Consider the following 25,893-nt stretch of genomic DNA (forward strand, 5'->3'; position numbering starts at 1 on the left):
CCATTTGTGAATAGGCTGGTACCACTCGAGGCTCGAATATGTGCTTATTCTTGTGAAGTGAGAATTTGCAAACAGAATTTACGCATTGCCATCGCAGCCTATTGCTGAGTCCTGTCTGATCCAGATCAAACGGGACATTCACATACTGGACGCAATAATCTATCTATTTGTTGCCTGTTGGACATTCAGGCGATCAGTCTCTCACACCTCAGAATAATGCTTTATTTATATGCCTTAAAGGCAATAGTACAAAATAGTTAAAAATTTTGCCACACATTAATCTTGTAACATATTGAAACAAGATCTTGGTTTTATAACAAAACTCGCCTATGGATGCTCCAATAGCATGCTTAAACGTTCTTTACATCGCTTGAAAGAGCGTTACACTTCTCAACAGTTGGTTACATCACTATCTGATTTAACAACGTTTACGGGTTCAAATCAACGGAATAACATCATTAAAAAGTAACGTTGCCACTTAGCAACGTTACCAAAAAGTTCTTTTCTTCAATCCAGAATCAGGCTAATAGCGCGACCTTCTTTTGAAAAACAGGCGCTTTGCGCGCCAAGGTCAGGCAGGTAGCCGCTATCCGGTCTAACTGCATGTCCGTAGAAAAGCTTGCGTACTTTGAGGAGAATGCCTGCGCGGCGCGGCGATAGGATGGATCGCCCAATAACTGGTTAAGCAGCCTAGGTAGATTCGGCTGATGGAACCTACGGGCATTAATTCCTGCACCTATCTTCTCCACTTTGGCAGCATTCCCAAATTGTTCCGCATGAAAAGGAAGCAGCAACAGCGGTTTGCCGGCAAGGAGCGTTGCCGCAATAGTTCCCTCTCCTGCGGGGCAAACCACAAGCAGCGCGGTCTTCAGCGATGCCGACAGATTTACTGGCTGTTCGCAAAACCGCAAATACTTGGTCGAGTAGCGCTGTACCCAAACCTTGGGTACATTGCTGATATAAACCAGCGTAGGAATACAGCTGGTTTGCAGCGCTTGCAGCATTGGCTCTGCGCTAGCTTGCTCCGCTTTGACATAGCAAAATATACCTTCCGACCTGCCGTCTGGCCACGGCTCTTCCGCACCACGCTCTCGTGCAAAACATTCGCCCCAATATTCCGTACCGTCAGGACGCTCATAACAATCGAGCTCAGGCCAGGTACACAAGAAATTGTGGTCCACCTGGAATAGATCGGGCAAGCATGACAAGTGCTCCCGCTGGGACATTTCCAACACCTTGTTGACGACCGCCAGAACTTGTCGCTCTCGCTGGAATGCTGCGTCAGACTTCACGTTATCAAGCCAATGACGAAAACTCGGAAGGCTATCTGCCGGCGGTGGATAAAAGAATCCGCTGCCAAACCAGGCTGTTTTCACGCCACAGATCCTCGCAGCAAGTAGTGCGGATGGGGCATAGTCCATCAAGATCAGATCAGGATTCAGCAACGCATAAAGGCTCTGCCAACCGCGTACAAGTCCATACAGGCTCTCCCAATCGCGGAACCCTGACTCGATCAATAGGTCGGCATAAGTCTCATGTGCGTACCGCGGCGCCGACGAGCTCAGAAAAGGTGCTGGCAAGACAACGCAACCAGGCTTCTGACTAAATAAATGAGCGTGGGTCAGATCGCGAAGAACCAGCACGACCTCACAATCTTGCTGGATGAATCTTTCGACTAAAGGGACCAGGCGCAATATATGTCCCAGGCCGCTACCTAGCTCCCAGGCGATGACAATTTTTTTCATGCGGCAGACGGAAGGTTTGCGCCTGATGCCAGGGCTGGTGCCTGAAGGCGCTGACTATGGCTCCACGCCGACTTCAGGATGTCGTCTAGACCTAGCGTCGGTCGCCAGCCCAGCAAGCTTTGAGCCTTGTCAATATTGGCAACCAACCGGCCAGGATCGCCGGCTCGCGGTGGAAGAGGCCGCAGGCGCATTGTCTTTCCCGATACAGTTTGGGCCTGCCGAACCAATTCTGCTGTGGAAGTGGCAACCCCGCGACCGATATTGGCGATAATGCTGGATTCGGTCTCGTGCAGGTATTGCCACGCTGACTGAAAGGCCATGCAGGCATCGTCGACGTGAACGAAATCACGTAATGAATATCCGTCATCCGTGTTGTAGCCTGAGTAGAGTGAGAATTCGCGATCATTCGAAAGTGCATCCATCAATGCAGGAATCAACGCATTCCTTACCGGAGGATTCACCGACGAATTCACTCCAGCTGGATTAAAAAGGCGAAGGCAGGCATGCCTTATTCCATATGCTTCTTCAAAATCAATGAGCATCGTTTCTATCATGGCCTTGCTGCGGGCGTAGGGAGTTTGCGGGGCCAGCGGAGCGCTCTCCTCTAGCTTTTCCGCACTGTTATCGCCATATACCCCTGCACTAGAAGGAAAGATGATTTTTTTGATCCCGGCGTCCTTCATTGCATCCAATAGCGTCAAAGTATGGCTGAGGTTATTGATGTAGAGTGGTGAAGGATCGAGCAGAGAGTATGCGGGATCACTGCTTCCAGCCAGATGGAAAACCACGTCGATTTCGACTTCATTGAATAGGCGTCGCAACGCAGCTCGATCAGATAGATCCAGCACATTTGCGCAAGGGTTTCGCGAATTGAGCTGCCGTCTGCCCAGCGCGATCACTTCGAACCCGCTCCTCAACAGATGCAAATGAAGATGCTTGCCAAGGTAGCCGAAGGCTCCGGTCAGAAGAACACTAGGGTTCGGCCGTGCTCTTATATCCATTTTAATTTCTTTTGAGCAGAGGGGGAGTCAGTAGGTTACCTTATAAATTTGCCCACCCTGAACTTCGACACCCAGAAAGACGCCAACATACACGCTACCGCGGTTGTCGGCCACCATCGTGTAAATACTGCCTGGATCAAATGTGTGATTGTTCCCAGTGACGCTCGCCATTGGATACGAAGTCCTCTTACCCGTAGGATCTATACGTAAAATCCCCACTTGGCTCGCCACGAAAACATTTCCAGAACGGTCAACAGCAATTGCGTCGCCCATATCCGGAATCTGTGCAGCGAAGGTGGTTACTGTCAGGTCTGGCGCAATTTTACGAATGGCATTACCACATTTCACGTAAAGATTATCATTGCCATCGAATGCCATGTCTTTAGGCGCATTGATGCTGCCAAACTTGCCATCGACGATACCAAGCGCTCCTGTCCCCGAAAACACCGAAAACACTGGTCTACTAGATTGCGTCGGCGACGCTATCATGAATATCTGATTCGTAGATCGATCAGAATAATATAGATTCCCTTTACTATCGACTGCTAATCCGCCGCGCGGATCTGACGGAAGAGTCATATTTCTCGCGCCGGTGACATAGAGAAAATTGGTTATGCTGCTGAGTATCCCCGCCGAGCTCACATAGTTGATAAGCACCGGATTGCCTTGATTGCCTTGTTGCGCAGCAGCCCCGACGCCATAAATCGTGCCTTTCGAATCGACAGCGATTCCTTCAATCATATTGATATAGCCACGAGTGAATTCCCAAGGATGGGTAACTATGCCGCTTGCGGTCACTTTCCTGAAGCTTCCGCCCTCCTGAAGGTACAAGTCTCCGGAAGGATCTAGCGCCAGATGCCCAAATCCAAACAAAGTCGCTGCGGTACCGACACCATCAACGTCGAGCGAAGGCTTCGAACGACTTGCGGAGCCGGCAATCAGAGACACCTTTGCTATTGCCGTAGGTAAGGAGTCGACTGAGACATTTGTATAAATCATTGCAGTCGGAATGCCGGTAGCGTTTGCGGGGACGGTCACAGTTGAACCCACCAACGGTGTCAGGATATTGGGTGTCGCATCAAGAGTGAGGCTGCGACCGCCAGGCAATACGATCACCGTACCAGGCGGAACAAGTAAGGTCATCTCAGCAGTCAATACGACAGAAGATCCTGGTTGCATCACTGTCGTTACTCCGGGTGATGTTCCGGTTGTTGGGGGTGCTGTCCCAGTCGTTGGAGGCGCTGTTCCGTTCGTTGGAGGCGCTATGCCAACACCACTTTCTCCTCCCCCGCCACAAGCACACAGTATTGCAGACAACAAGGGAATTGCTACAGCGCGATATATCTTTTGCATAAAATCCGGTTATTTAAGTTGGTTTGCGTCCTAAGTTATCCAATCTTTTTGTGGAATGTTTAGGCTGGCGATAAGTTTGAACACCAAATAGAAAATATTTCGGCAAAAGCTGTTGCTGTCCGAGAGGCGCCCCAACAATCTGATGAATGCGCTGATCAGACCACTCAGCACGATCAAATTGGGATAGCAACATCGGTATGAGTCTGGATGATAGATTATGCGTCTTTAACGCCTCTCAACCTCCGACTCTACAGCTACGAATATCGCTGCAGCCCTATATTTTGAATTGCAGGCTGCGTCGACAATATAGACCCTTGACTTATATGACGTCCCTCCTCTTGTGAAGGCTCGACAAGCGTATTATTTCTTCTTGCCATCTTGGTCCAGGCCGAGGGTTCAGTTCCAAAGTGGGTCACCCATCAGCCGCCCCTTGTCAACACTACCAATAAATTCCCCGCACTACTCCACGATATTTCAATTCCATTGCACCATCGTCATAGCTCATCGACTGACTTCGTGCCCTTTGCTTCAGTGCGTGGCTCTACTTTTTACAAATAAAAAATCTACATAGCGAATCTCAACTATTGGGCTAGGCCAATTCATTTTGAAATATATACAGGAATGAACAACTGTTTTTTAAAAAAATAGTATTGCTTTGATAATTTACCCTTGGTAACATGGATAAGGGAGTTATAGTTGCTCCGAGTATTTATAGATTTAAAATGTAGCTTGCAAAGTTGGTGGAACGTTTCCATCGATGCGAAACGCTACGTAACCCCGAGCGCCAGATGCTTCCATCTATCCCTTAGATAGACGAATTAAACAGCATCGCATTATTCACAAAAACGATAAAATGAAAAGAATATTCTTTGCAATTTGCATCTTCATGCTCACCGGTTGCGCCGCAAACGGCCCCGCATTCAGCCCAGTAAAGTCAGCGGAAAAGAATAGTGGGCTCTTATACTTTTATCGAGAAAATCAGTTTCGCGCAGGCGGCAGAACTGCCTATTTTTACGTTAACGACGTCAATGTTTTTGATTTGGACCGCAACGGTTATTCCTGGATCACACTACCTGCTGGGACATATCGGTTGAAACAAAAGTGGCCGGTGGATATAACAACCAAAGCAATTGAAGGTGACATCGAGGTCCGTGCAGGAGAAACCCAATATTTTTCGTTTCGAGTGGGATCCTGCAGAAACCCAGATCATTGGGAGAGTGGTCGTTGCTTTGGATGGGAACTCCGAAAGGAGCAGGAGGCGACGGGAATGACTGACATAGAGGATAAGAAATTTCAGGAAAATTTCGGATTGGCTATTTTGAAGCAAAAGCTTAGCAAATAGTTCGAACTTATTAGTATCGGACGATTATCAATTGATTGTCGATTTTTCAAACGCAATTCCAATTTCAGGTTTTCGCATGCGATTAAAATTTATGGTTGGCTTAGGGGCGCTTGCCGCTATCTCGGGGTGTGCTAACGTATCAAATGTCAACAGCATGGAAGGTTTTTTGCCAACAGTTGAAGAGTCAATACTTGTATTGGGCGTTCCGCAAGGATATAAAGTTTCATTGGGACCAGGCAATTACGTTGGTTACAAATGGACCCAAGAAAAGCCCGAATTTGATACGAGCAATACCCCGTCGGAAAATGGCTTCGTGATAGTAAAAATACCCGCTCGTACAGGCCAAAAAACATACGGTCTCGTCTCAATTACACCGATTACCAACGATCTCATTCCTAAAAAACTCCATGCTTGTAACGGATTGGAAATGCTGACGTTCGAAGCGGAACCTGGAAAAATAAGTTACGTTGGGGATATCCAAATCGCAAAAGACGGAAATATCGAGATGATCGGCACGGCTTCAAAAGTTCGACTCAAATATTCATGGAATCCTGACCGAGCCGTTGATTACCTAAAATCTCGGTATGGCTTTGCTGCATCGCGTCTCGAAAATAAAGAGGCTACAGTCATACAAAGAAGCGGCCACGCACCTCTTTTTGGTAGATGCTTTATTGGCTGATACAACCGAAACCGCAATATACAGTCGGACGCAAGCTTCAAACATCGCTGTAGTGGAAGGCCACTGCTGTAAATCAATCCTATTAAACCCCGCTGCCTTCTCTTTTCCCAAACTAGAATCGACAAATATTGGCCTTTGAGAATGCAGACTCGGCGGTCTACTCTGCTTTTGTTGGAGGCAGATGAAGCGTAAAATCAGCATTGCCTGGACGAATTCGCTCTACTCGCCCATAGTCAAATTGTGGCGCGGTGGTTATGCCCACAATTTAATCATGGGTAAAAATTTTCAACCAACCGCCACGCGCGAGCTGCGAGAAAAACACTGTAAACACACTACGAGTTCAATCGCGCACTCGTTGAGCAGGAGTTTGACTTGTGGGTAAAGACTAAATTTATTTAGAGCGGCTGCAAAAATACATTGACCTCGACTTCGCCAGTCAGCCGATTCACTTTGGAGCAGCTTATTACTTTCGCGTCCTGAGGTCGATCCGCCGGGATATATAGCTCAAAAACACCCTGCGTATCCGTGACCACCTTCCCTTTCGGCTCTATCAGCTTCAAGCATCGCCTTCGTGTCATCACTTAGTCCCATCGGCACATCGGGCGTGAGACCCTATTGCTCAGCGAGCCAGGTATCCACGGACCGTTTGGATGCTCTAGCGGCATGTCTTTGATTTCAGTGCTATAGCTCCCCAAACCGGTCTGTGGGCAAATCAATGAATACGGCATTACGCGGATAATCATTCTTTTGCAGATCTGCGCCATCGTAGCCTGGATAGACTCTGTTAGCGCTTGTCTGATCAAGCGCCCCCAAAGCGCCCTGTGCGTTCACCCATTGCAAGTACCAATCCCACTACCGACGCTACCAAACAAAGCCGGATTGCCCACCGGCATACTATCTTGCCAGCTACCCGGGTCATCTCTCTCGCCGTATTGATGCTCGCATCCTCCGCGTTGTACGGCGCGGCAGCGTCATACCGTCGTAAGCGTGCCCATTCAGCATCAGTCTGATCGGGCACATTTTGTCGTGCCAACTGGTCGGTCAAGGCTGCCAAACGCGGTTGGCCCGATGCACCGCCGTATCCTAACACTCCGCACACGCAGACATGGCGGGGCTTTCGCGGCTGTGGCCCTGTCTAGTTTTGGGGTGTTTGAAGTTTTCGACCCCGATGTGCGGTTTTGAACCGTGCGACAGATAGACGGCAAAGCCGTCTACCGTACAACAGCGTTTAGAACAGTATCAGAATCCAATGATGCGTCAAACGGGGTGCGGGGGCTCCGCCGACACCGAGCCACGGACCAGCAACCAATCCCCCGTGGTCCGTCCTCTGATTTCTCTACCTGTCGGCCGGCTGGTGCCGTCAGATCACGGCGTTCAATGATTCAGCGATAGCCATTCCTTTAATTCGAGGTAGCGTTTTTTTACGGCGTCGTCCCCATCGCTATGTGCAGGGGCTAATAAAATCGAGTCCTCATGAAGATCGTTCATGACGTTCAAGATTCCATCTTTAACCCATGTCGGCAATTCAGCCCACAGGGCTTCATTGAATCCCAAATCCCCGCCTTCAAAAAGAATGACTGCAGCATGAATAACTTCGTCATTTGTATATGCACCATCAGCATATAAACGAATTAAACTCTGCAATCGCCTTTGCCAGTCTACTTTAGCCAATTTAATTTCCCCCCCGCATCTTTTGAATCAATAAATCTGCATAGTCCCAAGCCTGCTCGTGCCAATTATTGGGTACGCCGCCAGAATTTCTGTCCATGATCGCTCTTCGGAAATCGATCACCTTCATTGAACCGACATCTTCGAACTTATTTAGCTCAAACATTTCATGCCCAATATGCGCTACGGCTGCTTCATCACTCGTAAGGAGATCCGTACTAAACCGTACAGGTATTTTTCCTTGTGAGTTCTTAAGACTATCCCAAGTCATTAGATCACCAGGCTTTTGATTGGCCGCATTCCGAGGAAGTTGTGAGTATTCGGCCTTCGCACCAACTGAATTTAGCAATTGATCGTTTTCAACGAAGTGAATCGAGACGTCCTCAGAAATCACAACCCCATGGCTTTCCGCCAAGGCAATGACTTCCTGCGGGGTCCGGACCAAGCCATTTGGATTCTCAGCCCATTTCACTCGTGGCTGGGCTGCAGCTCCAAAAATCCTTTCGCTATTTACCCCTTCTGCTACCGGCGAGAACCTATTTACACCCGCGCGAGCTAGGGAGAAGGTGCCTTGGGCAACCTTTCCATAAGCCGAAGGACTTAGAAATTCCCCGGCTATCCCACCCGTTTGCTGATAGCGGCCATTGTAGTCCCAAATTTGTCCAGAAGGTAACCGCGCCGCTGACTCATTGGCCATTTGTTCAGCCACGACTGGATCCACACCTCCTTCAATCGCCATAGACATCTGCGAACCACGCGCTACGACGTTGAGAGTATTCATCGCGAACTTGGTCGTGCCTTGCACCAACCCTTTTGCTGGACCTACAAAGAACTGATCAGCTAACGCTCTTCCCATGGTTGGTTGCTGAGCCCATGGATTATTAGAATTGGATACACTTGCACGCCTTGCTTTTTCAGCATTGGCTGCAAAATTGCTAAATGGTTGACGTGCCAGTTGATCGTCTGACGATTTACCGAAGTCTTGGCTGCTGAGGTAGTCCAACGCGTCACTGCCATAGCTCTCCAATTTTTCCAAGAAGGACAGCTTATGACCCGTCATGATGACGTCCGGCTGTCTAACTCCATTTTCAGGCGATCTCCCGGACTGGTCTCCGTCGTATAGAGTTCCCCCACTCAAGAGCGTAGATGGAATGCTTTCATCAGAACTCCGTTCAACAAGCAGGTTTGAATTTTGTAAATGCGCCTCCATGTCGAAATTCGCAATCGGATCATTCGCCCTCCAGTTTTTCAGCCATGAAGGATCTGACCTATTTGCCATATCCTCCGCAAAGGTGGTCGGCCTATCCGCCGCAGCCAAACTCTCGCCCAGGGCATTGCCAAATGAATAGTCACTTGCGTTAGATTGTCGAGAACCACCGGCATACCCTTCTAAACGCTCCCGTTCGGCCGCACTTTCATTTGGCAGACTATTAAAAATCCTCTGATCCTCAATCACCTGCCCAAACGCATTGGTCGCGATGTTCAGATAATTAACAGTTCCACCCACCAGGCTTCGCACGACGGTTTGCCGAATGACTCCTTGCACCACATGCCCCGCAAAATCACGGATCGAATCGCTTGCAGCACCTCCAACAAACTGTCCAAATGCATTAGACGTCCCGCCAGCAATCGTGGCACCGATTTGATTGGCGATCGGCGCACTAATAAAGCTGGCGCCGACTTCCGTCCAGTTAAAGCCATGCTGAGTGCCGATCGCCATGTTAATGCCCTGCCCAACTCCATCCTGGACTGCCGCATTCAAGGCCATATTCAATGGCGCACTGTCAGTAAAATCGCCGCTCAACCCTAGCTGTTGAGTGACTACACCGGCAACCAACCCTGTTACGCTGAAGCCATCTTGTGTGCCCAGCAAATTTCCGGCCAGCTGCCCTACCAGGCTACCAATCACGGGACCGGCATAAAAACTCACAACGGCTGAAATGGCAGCAACAATGAAATTAGCGATGCCACAACCATCGCTGCCACCAGGATTCGTGATTGGAGGCGCCTGCAGGACCGGGTCCGTCTCGCCGATCGCTTTCGCCGGGTTGTACGGGGTATAGGTTTGATAGTTGTTGTGTACCGTCGTTGGTTTTGCCGGTATTGTGATCGTATTGCCTGCAGCCGCTACGTAGCCGTCGCCAATACCGTTGGCGTTGGCGATGACGTACCACAGTGAAGAATCCCCCCACGCCGCTTGGGCCTGGTCTTGTAGAACCTGCGTGATGCCAGAAAGAATGTCGCTGGTTGTAAGCGTATAGGTGATAGTAGTCGTGGCAGTGCTTGTCGTATTGCCACTTAAGGCCTGTACGTTGTCCCCAAACGAAGATCCATTTGCGGCGCCGATAACGCTAGATGAACCAAGGCTTTGTCCATTGACAATCAGACCGTGGGTCTCGGTGCTGCCCCTAAGATCCAGCGTCAAGGGATTCGCACTGTCACTGATGACTGTCGAGGGATCCGCAACCGTCTGCGCCGCATACAGCGTGTTTTGCAGTACCTGGCCTTGTGCGTTGTTGATCAAGCTCCGCTGGACGACGGTCGCATCCCGGTATTGGGAGACAGTGCCATTATGCGTCAGACTAAAATCTAGCGTTTTGTCGACCGTGCCGACCACCTGCCCATTACTATCGTACTGATAATAGGTCGTCGCATGTTCGGTTTGGATGTAGCCTTGTTTTGCGACATTGCCGACTACGCTTCTTTGTTTATAACTGTCCGTCAAAAACCGATCGGAATAGTCATACGAGTAAACGACGCTATTGACGCCGGCATGGACATTTTGGACATGCAGGTCAAGATTACCGACGCCGTCAAAGGTATTAGCGATATCGCTGAGATCCCCTCCAACCGAGCTCTTTATCGTCTGGAACAGCAACTGACCGCCGTTGTCGTGGACATTGAGCTGGTACTGATTAGTAATGCCAAACTTGGTCAATGCGGTTTGATCAACAAATCCGGCGTCCTGAATGATACCGCTGATGGCAACATCGCCCAGCGCGTCGTAACGTTCCGTATCAATGAGCGCGCCATCGCGAACAATACTTCCAAGGCGGCCTGCGGCGTCGTAGCTGTAGGACTCTGTAGTGAAGCCACTCGCGGGGCCCTGGATGACATCTGCAATGTCGGGATTATCCGCACCATAATGTATGCCTCCATAGGTGTCCGTTTTTCGGTTACCGTCAGTGAAATACGTTATCGCGTGGCCTTGTGTTGCGGTGATCACGACTTTTCCGGCGCTGTCTTTGATGCCGTTGGCGATCAGTTCCCGGTTCATCGCATCAAACGTATTCCAGTTATCAATATCCACCACAGGATCGGAAACCGGCTCCGAATTATCCGATGTCGACGCTGTATAACCGACCGCTCCCACATCGGCAACGTACTTGGTTTCAACATGCGTGCGGTTGCCATTGAGGTCATAATCATACTGAATATCATAACGACCATCGTCGACGCGCGCGATACGGCCGAGGGCGTCATATTGGGTATGAATATCCTGCACTACCCGCGTCGTTGTATCCGACGGAGAATTGTATGACGGGACCACGGCAACCGTTTTTTCAGCAACACGATGGCCGGCAAAATCATAGCTGTAGTCAGTTTTTTGACCGCTTACGGTATCGTAAATTTCGGCAAGCCAATTACCGTCGTAGGTATAAACCAGATCTTGTGGGCGTGGATTGAAATTGGCGGAAAGATTTTCAGGGCTAGGCGACGACCCGTATGGATTACCAGTAGATCCATATTGCTCAATCAGCTGACCTGCCAGGTTGTATGTGTAATTGGTGACATTCCCACCCATGTCGGTTGATGAGCTTACTCGGCCGTAGGCGTTGCTGACCCAAGACAGCGTATTTCCCAGATTATCCTTCTGTGCAGTCTTGTTATGGAAATCGTCATAGGCAAAGTAAGTGTGGCGGTTGAGACCGTCCGTCGTATCAATAACATTGCCGGCCAAGTCATAGACAGCAGTCGTTGTACTGCTCAATGACACGGGGTTAGTGCTGGTACTGCCATTTTTGACCGACGTACGCCGTCCCAGTTCATCATAGGTAAAGTCGACTTCCAGACGCTCCCAGGAAAAGGTCGGATCGTTCGACAATAAGTTATCGCCACCTGCATTTGTCGCTGTGACGTTGGAGACTTGCACTATCGCGCTATCGGTTGACTTTACATGGCCGAGATGATCGTAGCTATAACTGGTTTGTTCGCCCGTGCTCAAGGACATCGACATACGCTGCCCGAAGACATCTGTCGTGTAGGTCACCACACCTCCGTCCGGATGCAACTCCTGAGACAAATTGCCATCACCATCATAGATGTACTGTGTCGTATGACCTTCTGCATCCGTCGTCGCTACAAGGTGGCCGGCGGCGTCGTAATACGAAGTTACACCGTTGGTCGGATCTTTCGCAGAGAGATCGTCGGTAATATCAGCTGCCACCGGATTGACGGTATGAGTCAATTGGTTGTTAACGTTGTACGTAAAGGTGGAAATCCAGTCGTTTTTGCGCGGATCGACGAGAGCTGTCACATTACCCCAGCGATCCATCGCCTGATAAGTCACCGGCGAGGCAGACGATACAGCATTTTCTGGGTTGTTAGCAGCATCATCCACATTGACTAGTTCGACTGTGGACAGCGTGGTCGAAGCAGTCAGCAGAGAACGTATGGCTGTTTGCACTGCCACTGCCGTGTTGGAAGTAGTAACCTGCGGCGTAAATAAATGTGAATCTGAAACCGCGTCCTGTCCGCCTAGGCCGATAGCGTAAACTAAGCCAAGATTGACCTTGTTGTTGAAAAGCGTTGTACCAGTTCCACCCGTAGTAGTCACATATTGGGTGATATCAGCCAGCACTGAACCTTCGTTGCCGGCGTTCGAGTTCAACAAGCTGGTCCATGCGGAGATCAGTGAGCTATCTGCGGGGTATCCCAGCACTTGGGTGACAATGTTGGCAGCGAGAGCTCCGTTGTCGTGGTTATAGGACCTGTGCGCCTCGTCGCTGTCATAGATACTTTGGGCAATATCGGCAAGAGACTGGCCGTTATTGAGATCGTTCACATAATAGTTGACGCCTCCCAGTTCCGGAGTGCGACCAAGGATCAGGGTGTAGAGTTGAGTGATTGCTCTTCGCTGCGCCGCGAGCGTCGGAGAGGCAGCAGTAGCATCGACGGCAGCCGCCAGTGCCGTAGCAGTGTCCTCAGTCGAAACAAGCCCCATGAGAAAATGCTCAGTGGTGAGATCCCTTCCATCGAGGTTGGCTGCGTAGACTTGTCCGACCGTGGTCTTGTTATTGAATAAGGTCTTTTGTGCGATCGAAAGTGAAGTCGCCGTCGTTGGCGACTCGATGTCCTGGAGAAGCTGCAACAGGACTTTGCCACGCTCTTGATAGGGTTTTGCGTTCAAGGCTGCAGTCCATTTCGCCTGATCAGCGGCGACGCTTCCCAAGCTGCTACCGCCCAGCGCATTATTATAAATACTTGCGACGACTACAGAAGAATCCTCCACGGTCGTATCGCCGTAAATCGTCGTGCCTTCTGGGCTGGCATACAGCGTTTGGGCGATTTGCCATAACTGAGTACCTTGCTCCATCAGGTTGACATAGTGCATCAAGCCCGGCTCATCGGGAGCCCGATCGAAGATCAATACATATAGCTGTGTAATCTGAGCAATATACGGAGAATTTTTCTTGTGCTGAACGTCGATGGCGGCAGCATCAATGGCATTTGATGTAAAACCACCTTGCACGGACGCGAGTATGTCGAACGCGTCACCAAAAGCATCGTTGCCGCCCATCGCTGCATAGACGATCCCTACGTTGACTTCGCTATCAAACAACGGCTTCAGTTGATTACCGTAATAGTCATCAACATTGGGATTTTCGACAGCATTCAGTAAGTCACAAAGGACCTGACCATATGCATCTGGGTTGTCCGTGTCTGCTGCGGCCTGGTTCAGCCTAGCGATCCATTGGTATTCGCGTCCAATTGTATTGCCAGTAAAATATCTAAAACTGAATTGGAAAATGTTGTCGATCAATGCTTCATTATCGATGATATGCGGATCGTCGCCGTGGAATAACACCAACGACTCAGGTGCGTTGACCATTTCCCTGGCAATGGTCGCCAGAGTCTTGGTACCGTCCGTCAGCAACTCCTGAGACCAGTAATCCAATCCGGCGCGTTCAGGTGCGCGCGCAAACAACATCACGTAAAGCTGCGCAATCGATGTACGAACCGCTTTGACTTGAGCCGATTGATCAAGGCCGACAGCGTAAGCCAACGCAGTAGCAGTGTCGTGTTCGGTAACCAACCCCAGTATGCTTCTCTCAATATCGAGATTGTTTGCATTCAATCCTAGCAAGCCGGCGTAAAGACGGCCAACGGTAACCTTGTTGTCGAACAGCGCGGAACCACCTGATTCAACGGAATCCAGCGAATTAATAATTCCAACAATGACCTGTCCGACGGATTCTGCTGGCAACGCAGCAATCTGTGCGTTCCACTTTGCCAAGTCGCCTGAGGAAGGTGAGTGGCCTGTTATCGCTATATACAGTTCGGTGACAAGACCAGTCGTACTGCCAACCCTGTCCTGCACCGCTTCGTCGCTATGATAGATAGTGCTGGCAATGCTCGCAAGGGACGCCCCCTGCCGCATGAGTTGACGGAAATAGGCCAATCCAGGTGCATCAGGAACACGCCCTAATAGGGTGACGTAGAGACGTGTAATCTGGGTGTCCATTGATAACACGGATACATGTGCATCGCCATGCGCTGTCGGTTCAGTGTCGCCCAGACCCTGATAGACAAGCTGGAAGTCGTATTTACCGTCCGGCAGGTTGCTTGCGTCTACCAGGATCATGTCACCAAAATTTCCTACGACATCCACGTCGGTCCACGTTGAACTTCCGCCTACTGGCTGATAACGCACAGTAACCGGTCCGTTCGCTGATGCAGGCACAGCCATTTTGATGTAGTTGCTGGATTGGTTTCCGCCACCGTTATCAATGACTTTGACCCACTGACCAGTGACATCTTTCTTCCAAACTTGGATGTGACTAATCTGATCAACAGGGCCGCCGGATGACCAATTGACGGTCGCGCTCGTGCGGCCGTTGTTATCAGTCAATTGATCTTCTCTGAACACCATGCTGGTTGTCAGGTTCTCTGCCGGAACAGCTGAGTACCCCTGATCATAAACAATCGTGTAGTTATTATCCGGATAACTCGTTTCCTGGCTATATGGCCTCTCGGGCACGGCAACGGTGGAATAATCAATCTGAATTTTGACATCGCCGCTACCGAGATCGCTTAACGAAGATAGATCGACATTGACCTGATTAGCAGGAGCAAGCGTCCAAGAAACGTCAATCCTGGTCAGAGGACTATCCCCGCCTGTTCCTACCACAGTCGTGGTAGAACTGACATAGGCTTTAGTCGGATCGCTAGGAACGTTAGTCGCCGACACAGTCAAATTTGTGGTGGATAATGCAGAATCTGGATCAATCTTTTGAGGGACGCCTACCTGTGCAATGACGTGACCCAGATGATCATAGTAGGTTTCCGTAACGAGGGTTTTGTCGGTCTCGAGATCATCTGCAGTATGAATGGTCGTTCTTGTAACCTGACCGTCAAGGTTGTACGCCAATTCTTTAGCAATACCGTCGCCTGCATTCGTATTGATGACATGGCCGGCATTATCGTACTTGTCGTACTCAAACTGATGCCCATTCATGACGCGTGAAACGACCTCGCCGAAACCACTAATCAGATTTTGTTGCTGGGAGAGTGTTACCGATCCTACGCCACCATATGAAGCGTCAATATCATGCGCCGCTGCTGGAGCAATGACGCCAACAAGTTGGCCAAGTTCATCGTACTTGTTAACCGTAAAGGACGTCTGTGCAGGGCCCGTCGAACTGGTAACCCTTTGCCATTGCTTGGCCAAGCGCCCATACGCATCGTAGGAAGCAAACGATGCATGGTTTTCGGCGTCAATGTTTTCAATTGCATGTCCGCTTGCATCAAACAAGGTTTCTGTTTTGCGGTCATTACCAGAGGATTGCAGCGGAGAATATCCTACCAATGACGCACTATTTTCTCGGGTTGCATAGGCGATGCTTTGCACGACATTGCCGTAAACATCCAGCTTGTATTCCGTCAAGGCGTGTGCACTTGAAACCGTAGCGGTCACATGTCCAATCTTGTCGTAATAGCTGTAGCTTGTTCCGCCGTCCGCATCCCTTGTACTAGTGAGATTGCCCACTGCATCATAGGTATAGGTCGTTGTCGGCGCAATATAATCTTCGTCATCGCTGGTATGCGTAATAACAGAATTTCCACCCACAGTTGAATAGCTGGCACCGACTTTGGTTTCCGATACCTTACGATTATCGAGGTCGTAACCGTATTCTGTAATGCGGTCATCGGCGCTACTCTCAGGGTATTGGAAGTAGAAATCTTGGAGACCATTAGATTCATCCACCATCGACGCATATTCTGTCTTCCTGATGACGTTACCCGCCTGGTCATAATCCATGGTCGTAACATACCAGTCATTCAGTATTCCATAATAGCCACCATAGCCAGCAGGAAGTCCACCGCCAACGCTCTGAGCGGCATTTTCCGCAAAACCATCTGTGGCAAATTGCAAAATCGCCGTGTTCCTACCATTCCTATCGTAATAGTAACGAGTATCGCTTCCTATTGCGTCTTTGAAGTCATCCGAATCTGCGACTCCGACTATTGATTGCTCGATCGCCTCACCAAAGGCGTTATACCGGATATTTGTAATTTTATTTCTGTCTGCCTCTCCCATCCCAAGCTGGCCTTGATAACGCGGAGCCGTAACATCGTAGACAAGAAAGACTGGTTCCGTCACCTGAATCGCATGATCCAAGGAGTCATATTTGGTCAGTATAGTACGGTCTGCAGTGTGGTCCTGGTCAGCCAATGCATCTTCGATGCCGCCGACGGTCAGTTGGGTCGTCGTAATATCGGCTAAATTACCCTTGACCAGATTATTGAAGTACTGGGTATCGGTATCTCCCCTTTCCAGAATGCCCGCGATAAATTGTTCAACCACGAGTCCTCTGGATTTACCAGGTTCGTTGGCGCTCGCCGTCCAATACGCGAGTCCATAGGCATCTGGAGCTCGTCCCAGCGCCAGCTGGTACATCTTGGTGACAAACGACGTCACATCCATGCCAGCCGGATACAGCGCTTTCGCTTCATCGCTCGACAACATGTCACTAGCGACGCTTTCCAATGAGACGCCACTTTCGAGGCTGGAAATCCAATAAGCCATTCCAGTCAATTCCGGTGGTCGACCTAGCAATGTGGCATAGAGCTGCGCAAGCTGAACTCTCTGTTTGCTGAGCGACGTGGCAGGATCCGTAGACAGATTCAACGGAACCGCATAGCGTGTCAGCGCAGTGACATTACCAAATGCGTCACGTTCATATCCGGTGACGTAGCCCAACGCATCAATGTCATAGCGGACTCGACCGATGCTGTCGTAAATTTTATAGCTTTCGTTGCCACCGACGTCAACACTGCTGACCGCATTCCCAAGGGCGTCATAGGTGACACTGCTTGTTGGTGTAACGATTTGTTCGGAGCGTGTGGCGACACCAAGGACGCCGTTATGCGCAAGGTCATCTGTCGAGGAGTAAACACTAACCGGTGGATAGATGATTTTGACCTGGCGGCCGACCAGATCATATTGATAGGACGTTGTCCTCGTGGACGCAGGTTGATTCGCGGCCTCTGTGCGGCTAATCACGTGACCGAATGTGTCGTAGACCATGGTGGTCTGCACGCGCACGGATTGTTGCGTTGTCAGGCTATAGCCGTAAGTATTGTCTGAGTTAGCGCCAGAATTGGGGACCAGCGTGCTGACGACGACAGGCGGGTCCAGCTCACTGACTAAATTGCCGGCCGCATCGTACGCATAGTTCCAGGTATTGCCAGCCTTATTGGTAAAGCTGAGCTTTCTTCCCAGCGCATCGTAGGAGTTGTGCTCCGTCTGCTGCATTGCATCGGTCGTCGAAAGAACGTTTCCCTGTGCATCGTAAGTATAAGAAGTGGTGCGATTATTGACGTCATAAGAATCAAGGGAGGAAAAATCCTCAGCGGCCAAACTCAAGGAGTCGTTAAAGAAACGTTCGGCATATTGGATTGTGCTAAGAACGTTGCCGACGCCATCATACATGCTCTGGGTAACATCGCCCTCGCCATCGACGCTATAGGTCAGCCGGTTGGCGCTATCGTACACATTGCGTTGCACCCTGTCCTGTCCCGGATAGCCCCAGCTTTCTGCAGCATTCTGGAGATCCTCGAACAGCATGTCCTCTTGCGGCGATAGCTGCAATTGTGCAAAGGCCGTTTTTGCCGTTAAGTTTCCCGCACTATCGTATTGGTAAGCGGTTAAGTTGCCGATGGTGTCAATCTGGAACGCCACGCGATTGGCTCGATCAAAGTAAGTAGCCGATACGCGCGCTACCGTATTGTCCATCCAGTCGTTCCAGTTATCCCAGCTATTCGGGCCATAACCATAGCGGGGATCGTAGCTGTTTCCTTCTGGTATCAAGGCTTCAGCCAAGCCTTCTAACGTGAGATTTCCATCGATCTCTACCGGCGTCACGAAAGTGATTTGACGCGTGACATTGCCATCGGCGTCGTATATCCGCTGGCTAACATCACCCAAAGCATCGACGGTAAAGGTCAACCGGTTATTACTGTCGTACAGCATCCGCGTTGTGTTGTCCCTGAATTCGTCTGCTGCCACTGAGCTGAGCCAAGCATCGACATCACCTTGCGAAGGATTCGCCACCAATTCCGACGAGGACAAGAAATTGGCATAGGCCGTAGTGGATGAAACGTTGCCATTGCCATCGTAAGTCTGGCTTACAACGGACCATTGCAATACACCTGAACCATCAATATGCTGAGCGGTGGCCACTGCGGTTACGCGGCCATCCGTATCGTATACCATGCGCTGTTCGTGATCGCGTGACGGATCAGCAGTAACAAGCGTCTTTATATCGCCAGGAGACGGGTTATTGGAGAGAAGATTGACATTGATTGGATTGGCGTAGGCGACTCTGTCGGTAACGTTGCCGTTAGCGTCATAATTGACTGTCGTAACTTGTCCGGCGCCTGATACCTGATCCACCATGCGACCTGCGGCGTCATAAACATTGATGGTGACCGCGTCGTGTGCAACATCTCTGTATCCAGGTACACTCGCCAAGAAATTCGAAAGGGTAGGAACTAGGGTTTGAGAAGCGGTGCTGGCATAGGCAATTACTTTGAGGACATTGCCATTTTTGTCGTAAAACCGCTGGGTAACCGCCCCATTCCCATCTTTAGTGAAAACGAGCCTGTTGTCGTTATCGTAGATATAGAAAGTAGAAGAGTTCGCGTCGGTGCGAACAGAGAGATTGCCGTTGGCATCGTACGAATAGCTAGTTTTAAGTGCTAAACCAGTCGGATCTATGATTTGGTTTTTGACGCGGCCATTTGCATCATAATCAAAGTGCGTGACATTGCCATTCGGATCGGTACGATCTGCCACCCTGCCAATACCGTCGTAGGCATAGAGCGTGCTAATAGCGAGGCCGTTGGGATCAGTGACTTGAGCGATAACGCGATTATTTGTATCGTAATCGAAATGCGTTATCGTGCCGTTCGGATCAGTGCGGTCAATCACGTTGCCATTTGCGTCGCGGCTGTAAAGCGTTGTCAGCGCAAGGCCATTTGGATCGACGATCTGTGCGGACAAGCGTCCATCGATATCGTAATCAAAATGCGTGACGACGCCATTGGGATCAGTACGATCAATGACGTTGCCGTTGCTATCGTAAGTAAAGCTTGTAGTCAGATTCAGCTCGCCCGGCGCGACGGTTTGGACTGTAACGCGGTTATTGTCGTCGTAGTCAAAATTCGTAGCAACGCCATTAGGATCTATCCGATAGATGACATTCCCGCTGTCGTCGTAACCGTACTGCGTGGTCAGAGACAAACCTCCTGGGTCTCGGACCCGCGCTACAAGACGATTATTCGCATCGTAAGTGAAGTCTGTGAGTGTGCCATTAGGATCGGTTTGATTCGAAACATTACCATTCCCATCATAGGTATAGTGAGTTGTCAGGGCCAGACCGGTTGGGTCGACTATTTGATAGGAAACGCGATTATTGACATCATAGTCAAAGTGCGTGACCACGCCGTTCGGATCAGTGCGATTCGTGACATTGCCATTACCATCGTAGGTATAGTGAGTCGTCAGCGCTAACCCAGTTGGATCGATTACCTGGTAGGACACGCGCCCATTGGCGTCGTAATTAAAATGTGTAACTGCTCCGTTTGGATCGGTGCGATTGATAATATTGCCATTTCCGTCGTAGGTGAAATGGGTGGTCAGCTGCAGACCAACCGGGTCGACAACCTGCGCGCTAAGCCGGTTGTCAACATCATAGTCAAAGTGTGTCACCACGCCATTCGGATCAGTACGATCAGTCAGATTGCCATTGCCATCGTACGCGTAGCGGGTGGTCAGCCCGAGGCCGTCCTCGTTGTCAATCTGGGCTATCAGGCGGTTGTCAGCGTCATAGTCGAATCGCGTCCACATGCCGTCTGGATTTTCGCGGTTAGTGACATTGCCATTGCTGTCGTAAAAGTAGTCCGTTATCAGTCCCAGACCTTCCGGGTCGATGTTTTGACGGCTGCGATGACCTTGGCTATCGTAGGTATATTGCGTGACGATGCCGTTCGCATCAGTGACTTCAATCGTATTACCCTGGCTATCATAATTGAATTGCGTCACCAAGTTAAGTTGACCAGGGTCGACTATTTGCTGGACAAGCTGCCCCTTGAGGTCATATTGAAACTGCGTTACGACATGATTGGCATCAGTCACACTTATCCGACGTCCCTCGGCATCATAGGAATAGGATGTGACCTGATTCAGACCGCTTGGGTCCACTGTTCTTGTCAGTACCCGATTGGCAGCGTCGTATGCATAGTTGACTGCGTTGCCATTGCCGTCGACCGTCTGGATGAGATTTCCTACTTTATCGTAGAAATTGTCGGCCGAACTCAGCGGGCGATTCGTGGCCTGAAGATCGCCATTGGTATCATAGACAAACGTTGTAGTCTTTCCATTGCCATCGCGAACGCTCTGAGTCTGCCCTTCCCTGTTATGCACGGTAGTGACCGTTACTTGGTCAGGGGTCGTGATAGAGACGCTTCGGGCGGCGTCGTCATAGGAATATGAAGTTGTATTGCCACGCAGGTCCGTCTGCGTCAGTACGCGATCAAAGGCATCGTAACTCGTGCTAGTAGCGCCATTGGAAGCATCCATGGCGGGATCAGTGATCCTTACCGTGCGTCCCAGACGGTCATAACTGCGCTGGGTGATATTCCAGTTAGCATCAATGCTGAGTATTGGCCGTCCAAATGCATCATAGTCAACATGCGTAGTAACGCCGCGACCATCGACATCCTGCACCTCATCGGTCTCCAATCCCCGCTTGTCATAGGCTATATCGGTCACAACGGCAGGTGAGTAAATGTCCGGCTGCCACGCTATGCTGGTTTGCTCACCAAAACTGTCGTAACCATAGCTGGTGACGTTGCCGAGTGCATCCGTAGTGGTGGCGATGGTTCCGTCCAGGTTGTAACTGACACTATTGACGCTGTCCAATGAAGGATCCGCAATGGCTGCGAGTGCGGTCAAGAAGATCGAATCGGTCAACCCGCCGTTAAACGATGCGAGGTTAGTGAGGCGCGTGCCATACTGTATGGTGTCCGTCAGCTGCCCAAGTGCGTTGTAACGTTGTTCCTGCACTTCACCCAACGCGTTAATGGTGTGGGTGAGATGTCCGATCTGGTCATAGTAATAGCGTGTTTTATTGCCATTGGCATCCGTCATACTGGTCTTACGGCCAGCGGCATCATAGGTGTACGTCGTACTGTACTGAGCCCAAATGGCCTCAACCTGGGCGGGTGTTTGACCTGCAACCAGCAACGCACTTCCTTGAGGCGACAAGACGCCGGTCACACGACCCATTTGATCGAATCGCTGATTGACTGTCTTAGCATCGATAGACGCATAAGCAACCGTTGCCGCCCTCAAGTTTCCTGCGACGTCATATTGGTAGGTGGAGACAGTGCCTTCCGCATTGGTGCTGCTAACCAGGCGGTTCAGGGCATCATACGAATTGGAAGATGTTTCATCTTTACTGTTCACGGCAGGACGGAGATCGTCGAGATCGGCGCCGGCGTCAACGGGAGCGCTTATAGCTGTCGCGTATCGCGTAGTGCGTACGAGATTACCATTCTGGTCGTAAGAAAATTCGGTGAGATAGTTTTCTGCATCAATACTGCCGATCAGTCTGCCTTCACCATCATAAAATCCCAGGGTGTGCTGGTCAGCAGGATCGACAGCTGGCAGCAAGCTGGCGAAATCGCTGGCTATGGAAGCATTCGAAATTTGGGTGGCGAAGCGGATGGTTTCGACCAGACGGCCGGCATCATCGTATTTAAATTGTGTGACATCCCCACCAGCATCCACCAAGCCGATTTTTTGGTTATCCAGATTATAGTAATAGAACGTGCTGCGATCGTCAGTACTCGCAATCGAAGACAGATCCTGGGGCAGTGAGTCTTTGTTTAAGACGCTTGTATCGATCGTTGTATTGTATTGCGTGGCCTCGATCAGATTGCCTGCGCCGTCGTATTGGTATTCAGTTACGTGCCCAGCAGGGTCAATGGTCTGCGATAGCCGGCCGTCCGCATCGTAAAGAGTGTAACTGACCTGATCACTGACATTTGGTGCTGGTAAAGACGAAAGGTTAAACGTCGTCTCTGGAGTTGTGGTCGGCCCCAAATCAAACCAGTAATCCGCCCCATCCCAGTCTCTGTATTTAAGACCAGACGTAGGATTGTAAGAATTGGATTCTTGCCCGGCTTGCCACAAATGCCCCTCATAGACGACAAGTTCGCCGGAACTATAGAGGTGAGAAGGATCCCAAGTCGGCAGCGGCGCGACTTCCCCAAGATCAATCCAAGAAGGTTCGCCCGCAGACGGATTCGGCCATCCCCAATTTGGATCCAATGCAGGAATGGGCCATCCCCAATCTGGGTTAGAGGTGTTCTCATCCATCTGTGACTGCCACAGATGGCCATTGTATAAAACGGTTTCACCTTTAATGTATTCTTGTGGAAAAGTGTATGTCGGGGTGGCACCGGGCGCAATCAAAGTCCGCCAGATTCCCGAGTCCGGGGGCAAACGGTACATATCTCTCTGAACTAAAACATATGTTAGCCCATGAAAAATCACCGTATCTCCGATTAGATACACTCTTTCAGGTTGCCATTCAACAGGCGCTTGATCGTATGAAACAATCTCCCAAGAAGTGCCGGACCCAACAACATCGGTATCCGGCTGCACTCCTTGGCTATCGATTTTCGCCTCGTAAAGAATGCCATTAAACACCATCCTCTCGCCAGGATGATAAAGCCGCTCAGGAGTCCAAAATGAGCCTTGAGGATCGTGAGCAGCTCCATCCCATTCCCACGCCCACGTGCCAAGGGCCGCAATCCAACTATTAATTTGAGCAGAATCCCAAGCTATCGAGCTCTTCACCCCCGAGATTTCCGTCCAAAAGTGCACTTGGTACGGGCCTGAATTCGTTAGAACAAATGAATCTGGCAACTCTCCGCTACTGTCCAAACGTGCCTGATATAACTTTCCACCGAAAACTACTTTGTCACCTTTGTGGTAAGCCACCGTTTTGTCCCATTCCGGCACATCAGTCGGTAACGAGTTGGGAACTACCGTATAGTGCGTGTCGTAAGGGCTGGAAAGCAACTCCATTTGGGCCGATGACAATGCGATACTATGCACGTCGGTCATCGTTCTTTGACCCAACGCGTTATATGAGTACTGCGTCACCTTTCCATTTCCGTCAATTTGCGCGCTCAAATTTCCTGCTGCGTCGTATAAATAGAACAATTTGGCGCCAGTAGGGTCTATGGTAAGCGCCAGCCTGCCGAGGACATCGTAGCGATATTCGGTTTGAGCGTTGCTTCCTTGCAGCCGTGAAATCAGCTGACCGCCATCGTTATAGACCGATATGTCCACTCGCCCATCGGCCTGCGTCTGACGAATCGTATGACCGAAATCATCATACTGTGTGGTTACAACCTGACCTGTAGAGTCGGTGGACGTCAATATCCGACCTAGGCCATCGTACGTGAAACTGGTTTGATTTCCATTCGGATCGATTTTTTGCAACAGCGCTCCACTAGCATCATACGTATAGTGCAACGACGACTGCGTTCCGTCAGCGATTCCATTTCCGAAAGCATCGACATGTGGATAACTTGTAACGATAATCTGCTGGCCGCGGGCGTTATATTGATAATCAATGCGGTTCGACTGCCCAATATCTTGGTTCGCCACCCATGCGTCCAAGTCGCTCAGCGTCAAAGAAAAATTAACGGGTACCGATACGTTAACCTTGGCGCTTGGATAGGTGACGGTACTCGTTTCTTGCCCATAACTATCGTAACGATGGTCGGTAACCAGGCCTTCCGCACTCACCTCGTACCGTACGTTCGCGCCGTCGTATACATATTGCGTTACCTGATCGGGCTTTTCTGGAGAGGACAACACTCGAACAAGAAGATGATGATCGGCCGTATAGGTATTTTGTATTTTGTTACCGAGACTATCTTCCTGCGTCAAAATATCGCCATTGGAATCGTATGTATAGACAGTTTGCGTACCTATCGCATCGGTCACCTTGATAATATTACCGACATCATCGTAGTCGTACTGTACTGTTTGTGTAATTCCATTTACGGCCGGCCCTGCAATACTGACTATTTGATTTTTATCGTTGTAAGTATATGTATTTTGATTGCCTAAGCGATCAGCCACATTGGTAACGTGATCGTCAAAGTCATAGTCAAAATTTGCCTGATTTCCACGGGAATCAGATATGGAAAATAAAAGATCAACCCAAGGCCCGTCAGACCAACCATCACCATCAGTGTCAGCACTAAATGATAAATACCCAAAGGTCACAACCGTTCCATCCGATTGTGTCATGCTAGTGAGTAAAGGCTGCCTTGTTGCATCTGTTGCGGGAAGATAGGTATACGTTGTCGTATAGAACGCTCCATCTTCGATTGAGTTATCTGCGGGCGAAAGGTCTACCTTGACCTGATAGAGTTGCTCACCTACCCATTCTGAGTCTTGGTATATGTAATACGTGTTCCGGATGCTGGCGCCATCCGCACCCTTAATACTCTCTTGAACAACTTTATTATTTTCGTAGGTGAACTCTACAGAATCCCCATTCGCATTTTGAATACTAGTGAGCAGGCTGCCTGTATAGTTATATGTAACGGCGTTACCCTTAGTATCGACTGCGGCATGTAGGCGCCATCCGCTCGCATCCGCATTCGCTTCGAAAACCTCCTTATTCTGAGTCTTCGCATCTGTCCAAGTCCATTTATCGCTAGATGCGTCATAACTTAGCGTATCAAAATTGCCATTGGCTTCGGTCGATCGATAAACCTGAGCGACGGTATCAAAGGCGTAGGTCGTGACCGTGCCGTCCGCATCATTTTTCTGTATGGTGCTTCCATTTGAATTTGGCGTACCGGACATATTAAGCAATTGATCGTAGCTACCAATGTGCCATACATCACCGCCGGCGCCTGCATTGCCAGCGCTGTTGTATGTTGCATTTACGCCGATTTCCTGCCCGCGACTGTCCAACACACCCTCAAAATCCTGGACCACCAACCCACCGGTAGCAATGTTAACGTAGTCACGCTCCCCATTCGTGCCCTCATTGGCTTGACCGAGAGAGCCCCGCTGACCAAGTGTTGCCGCTGTCGTTGAGTTAAGGCCGACGCTGTTTCCGCTAACAATCCCTACCATGCTGGATTCTCTCTAGTCTTAAGTGATCATCACGCGCAAAACCCGGTTTGCGCGCTCCATGACAACTTATCCAGACATTTTTTCGTTTGTTTAGCCTTTCCGTAAAAAAAATTAAACTCTTTGCCTCTTGGGCCGCTCGTTCG

At 50.0% G+C, this 25,893-nt stretch carries 7 protein-coding genes; 2 read left to right on the plus strand and 5 right to left on the minus strand.

Annotation, left to right across the window (positions count from 1 at the left end; all coding sequences use genetic code 11):
• Positions 1 to 518: 518 nt before the first annotated feature.
• From ACO0LO_RS10555 to ACO0LO_RS10565, 3 genes are read right to left on the minus strand one after another with little or no spacing between them, the layout of a single operon-like run.
• Positions 519 to 1,745, minus strand: coding sequence for a glycosyltransferase (locus ACO0LO_RS10555; protein ID WP_422964187.1), 1,227 nt, complete (start codon positions 1,743 to 1,745; stop codon positions 519 to 521).
• Positions 1,742 to 2,746: an NAD-dependent epimerase/dehydratase family protein gene (locus ACO0LO_RS10560; protein ID WP_422964188.1), complete on the minus strand. Its 1,005-nt coding sequence runs from the start codon at positions 2,744 to 2,746 to the stop codon at positions 1,742 to 1,744. Before ACO0LO_RS10560 ends, ACO0LO_RS10555 begins: the two co-directional genes overlap by 4 nt.
• A gap of 27 nt (positions 2,747 to 2,773) precedes the next feature.
• Positions 2,774 to 3,928 carry a hypothetical protein gene (locus ACO0LO_RS10565; RefSeq protein WP_422964189.1) on the minus strand — a complete coding sequence of 385 codons (1,155 nt, stop codon included), beginning with the start codon at positions 3,926 to 3,928 and terminating at the stop codon, positions 2,774 to 2,776.
• A gap of 1,024 nt (positions 3,929 to 4,952) precedes the next feature.
• Here ACO0LO_RS10565 and ACO0LO_RS10570 point away from each other — a divergent pair.
• Complete coding sequence (locus ACO0LO_RS10570; RefSeq protein ID WP_422964190.1) at positions 4,953 to 5,441, plus strand: DUF2846 domain-containing protein; 489 nt, start codon at positions 4,953 to 4,955, stop codon at positions 5,439 to 5,441.
• A 31-nt stretch (positions 5,442 to 5,472) separates the two neighbouring features.
• Positions 5,473 to 6,120, plus strand: a complete 648-nt coding sequence (locus ACO0LO_RS10575) for a hypothetical protein (RefSeq protein ID WP_422964191.1) — start codon at positions 5,473 to 5,475, stop codon at positions 6,118 to 6,120.
• Positions 6,121 to 7,494: 1,374 nt separating this feature from the next.
• Here ACO0LO_RS10575 and ACO0LO_RS10580 read toward each other — a convergent pair.
• Positions 7,495 to 7,791 (minus strand): hypothetical protein, encoded by a 297-nt coding sequence (locus tag ACO0LO_RS10580; protein ID WP_422964192.1) that lies wholly within the window; start codon positions 7,789 to 7,791, stop codon positions 7,495 to 7,497.
• Between the two features lies 1 nt (position 7,792).
• Positions 7,793 to 25,750 (minus strand): DUF4214 domain-containing protein, encoded by a 17,958-nt coding sequence (locus ACO0LO_RS10585; RefSeq protein WP_422964193.1) that lies wholly within the window; start codon positions 25,748 to 25,750, stop codon positions 7,793 to 7,795.
• Between the last annotated feature and the right edge of the window lie 143 nt (positions 25,751 to 25,893).

This window comes from Undibacterium sp. TJN25 (assembly GCF_049339885.1).
Taxonomy (GTDB): Bacteria; Pseudomonadota; Gammaproteobacteria; order Burkholderiales; family Burkholderiaceae_D; genus Undibacterium.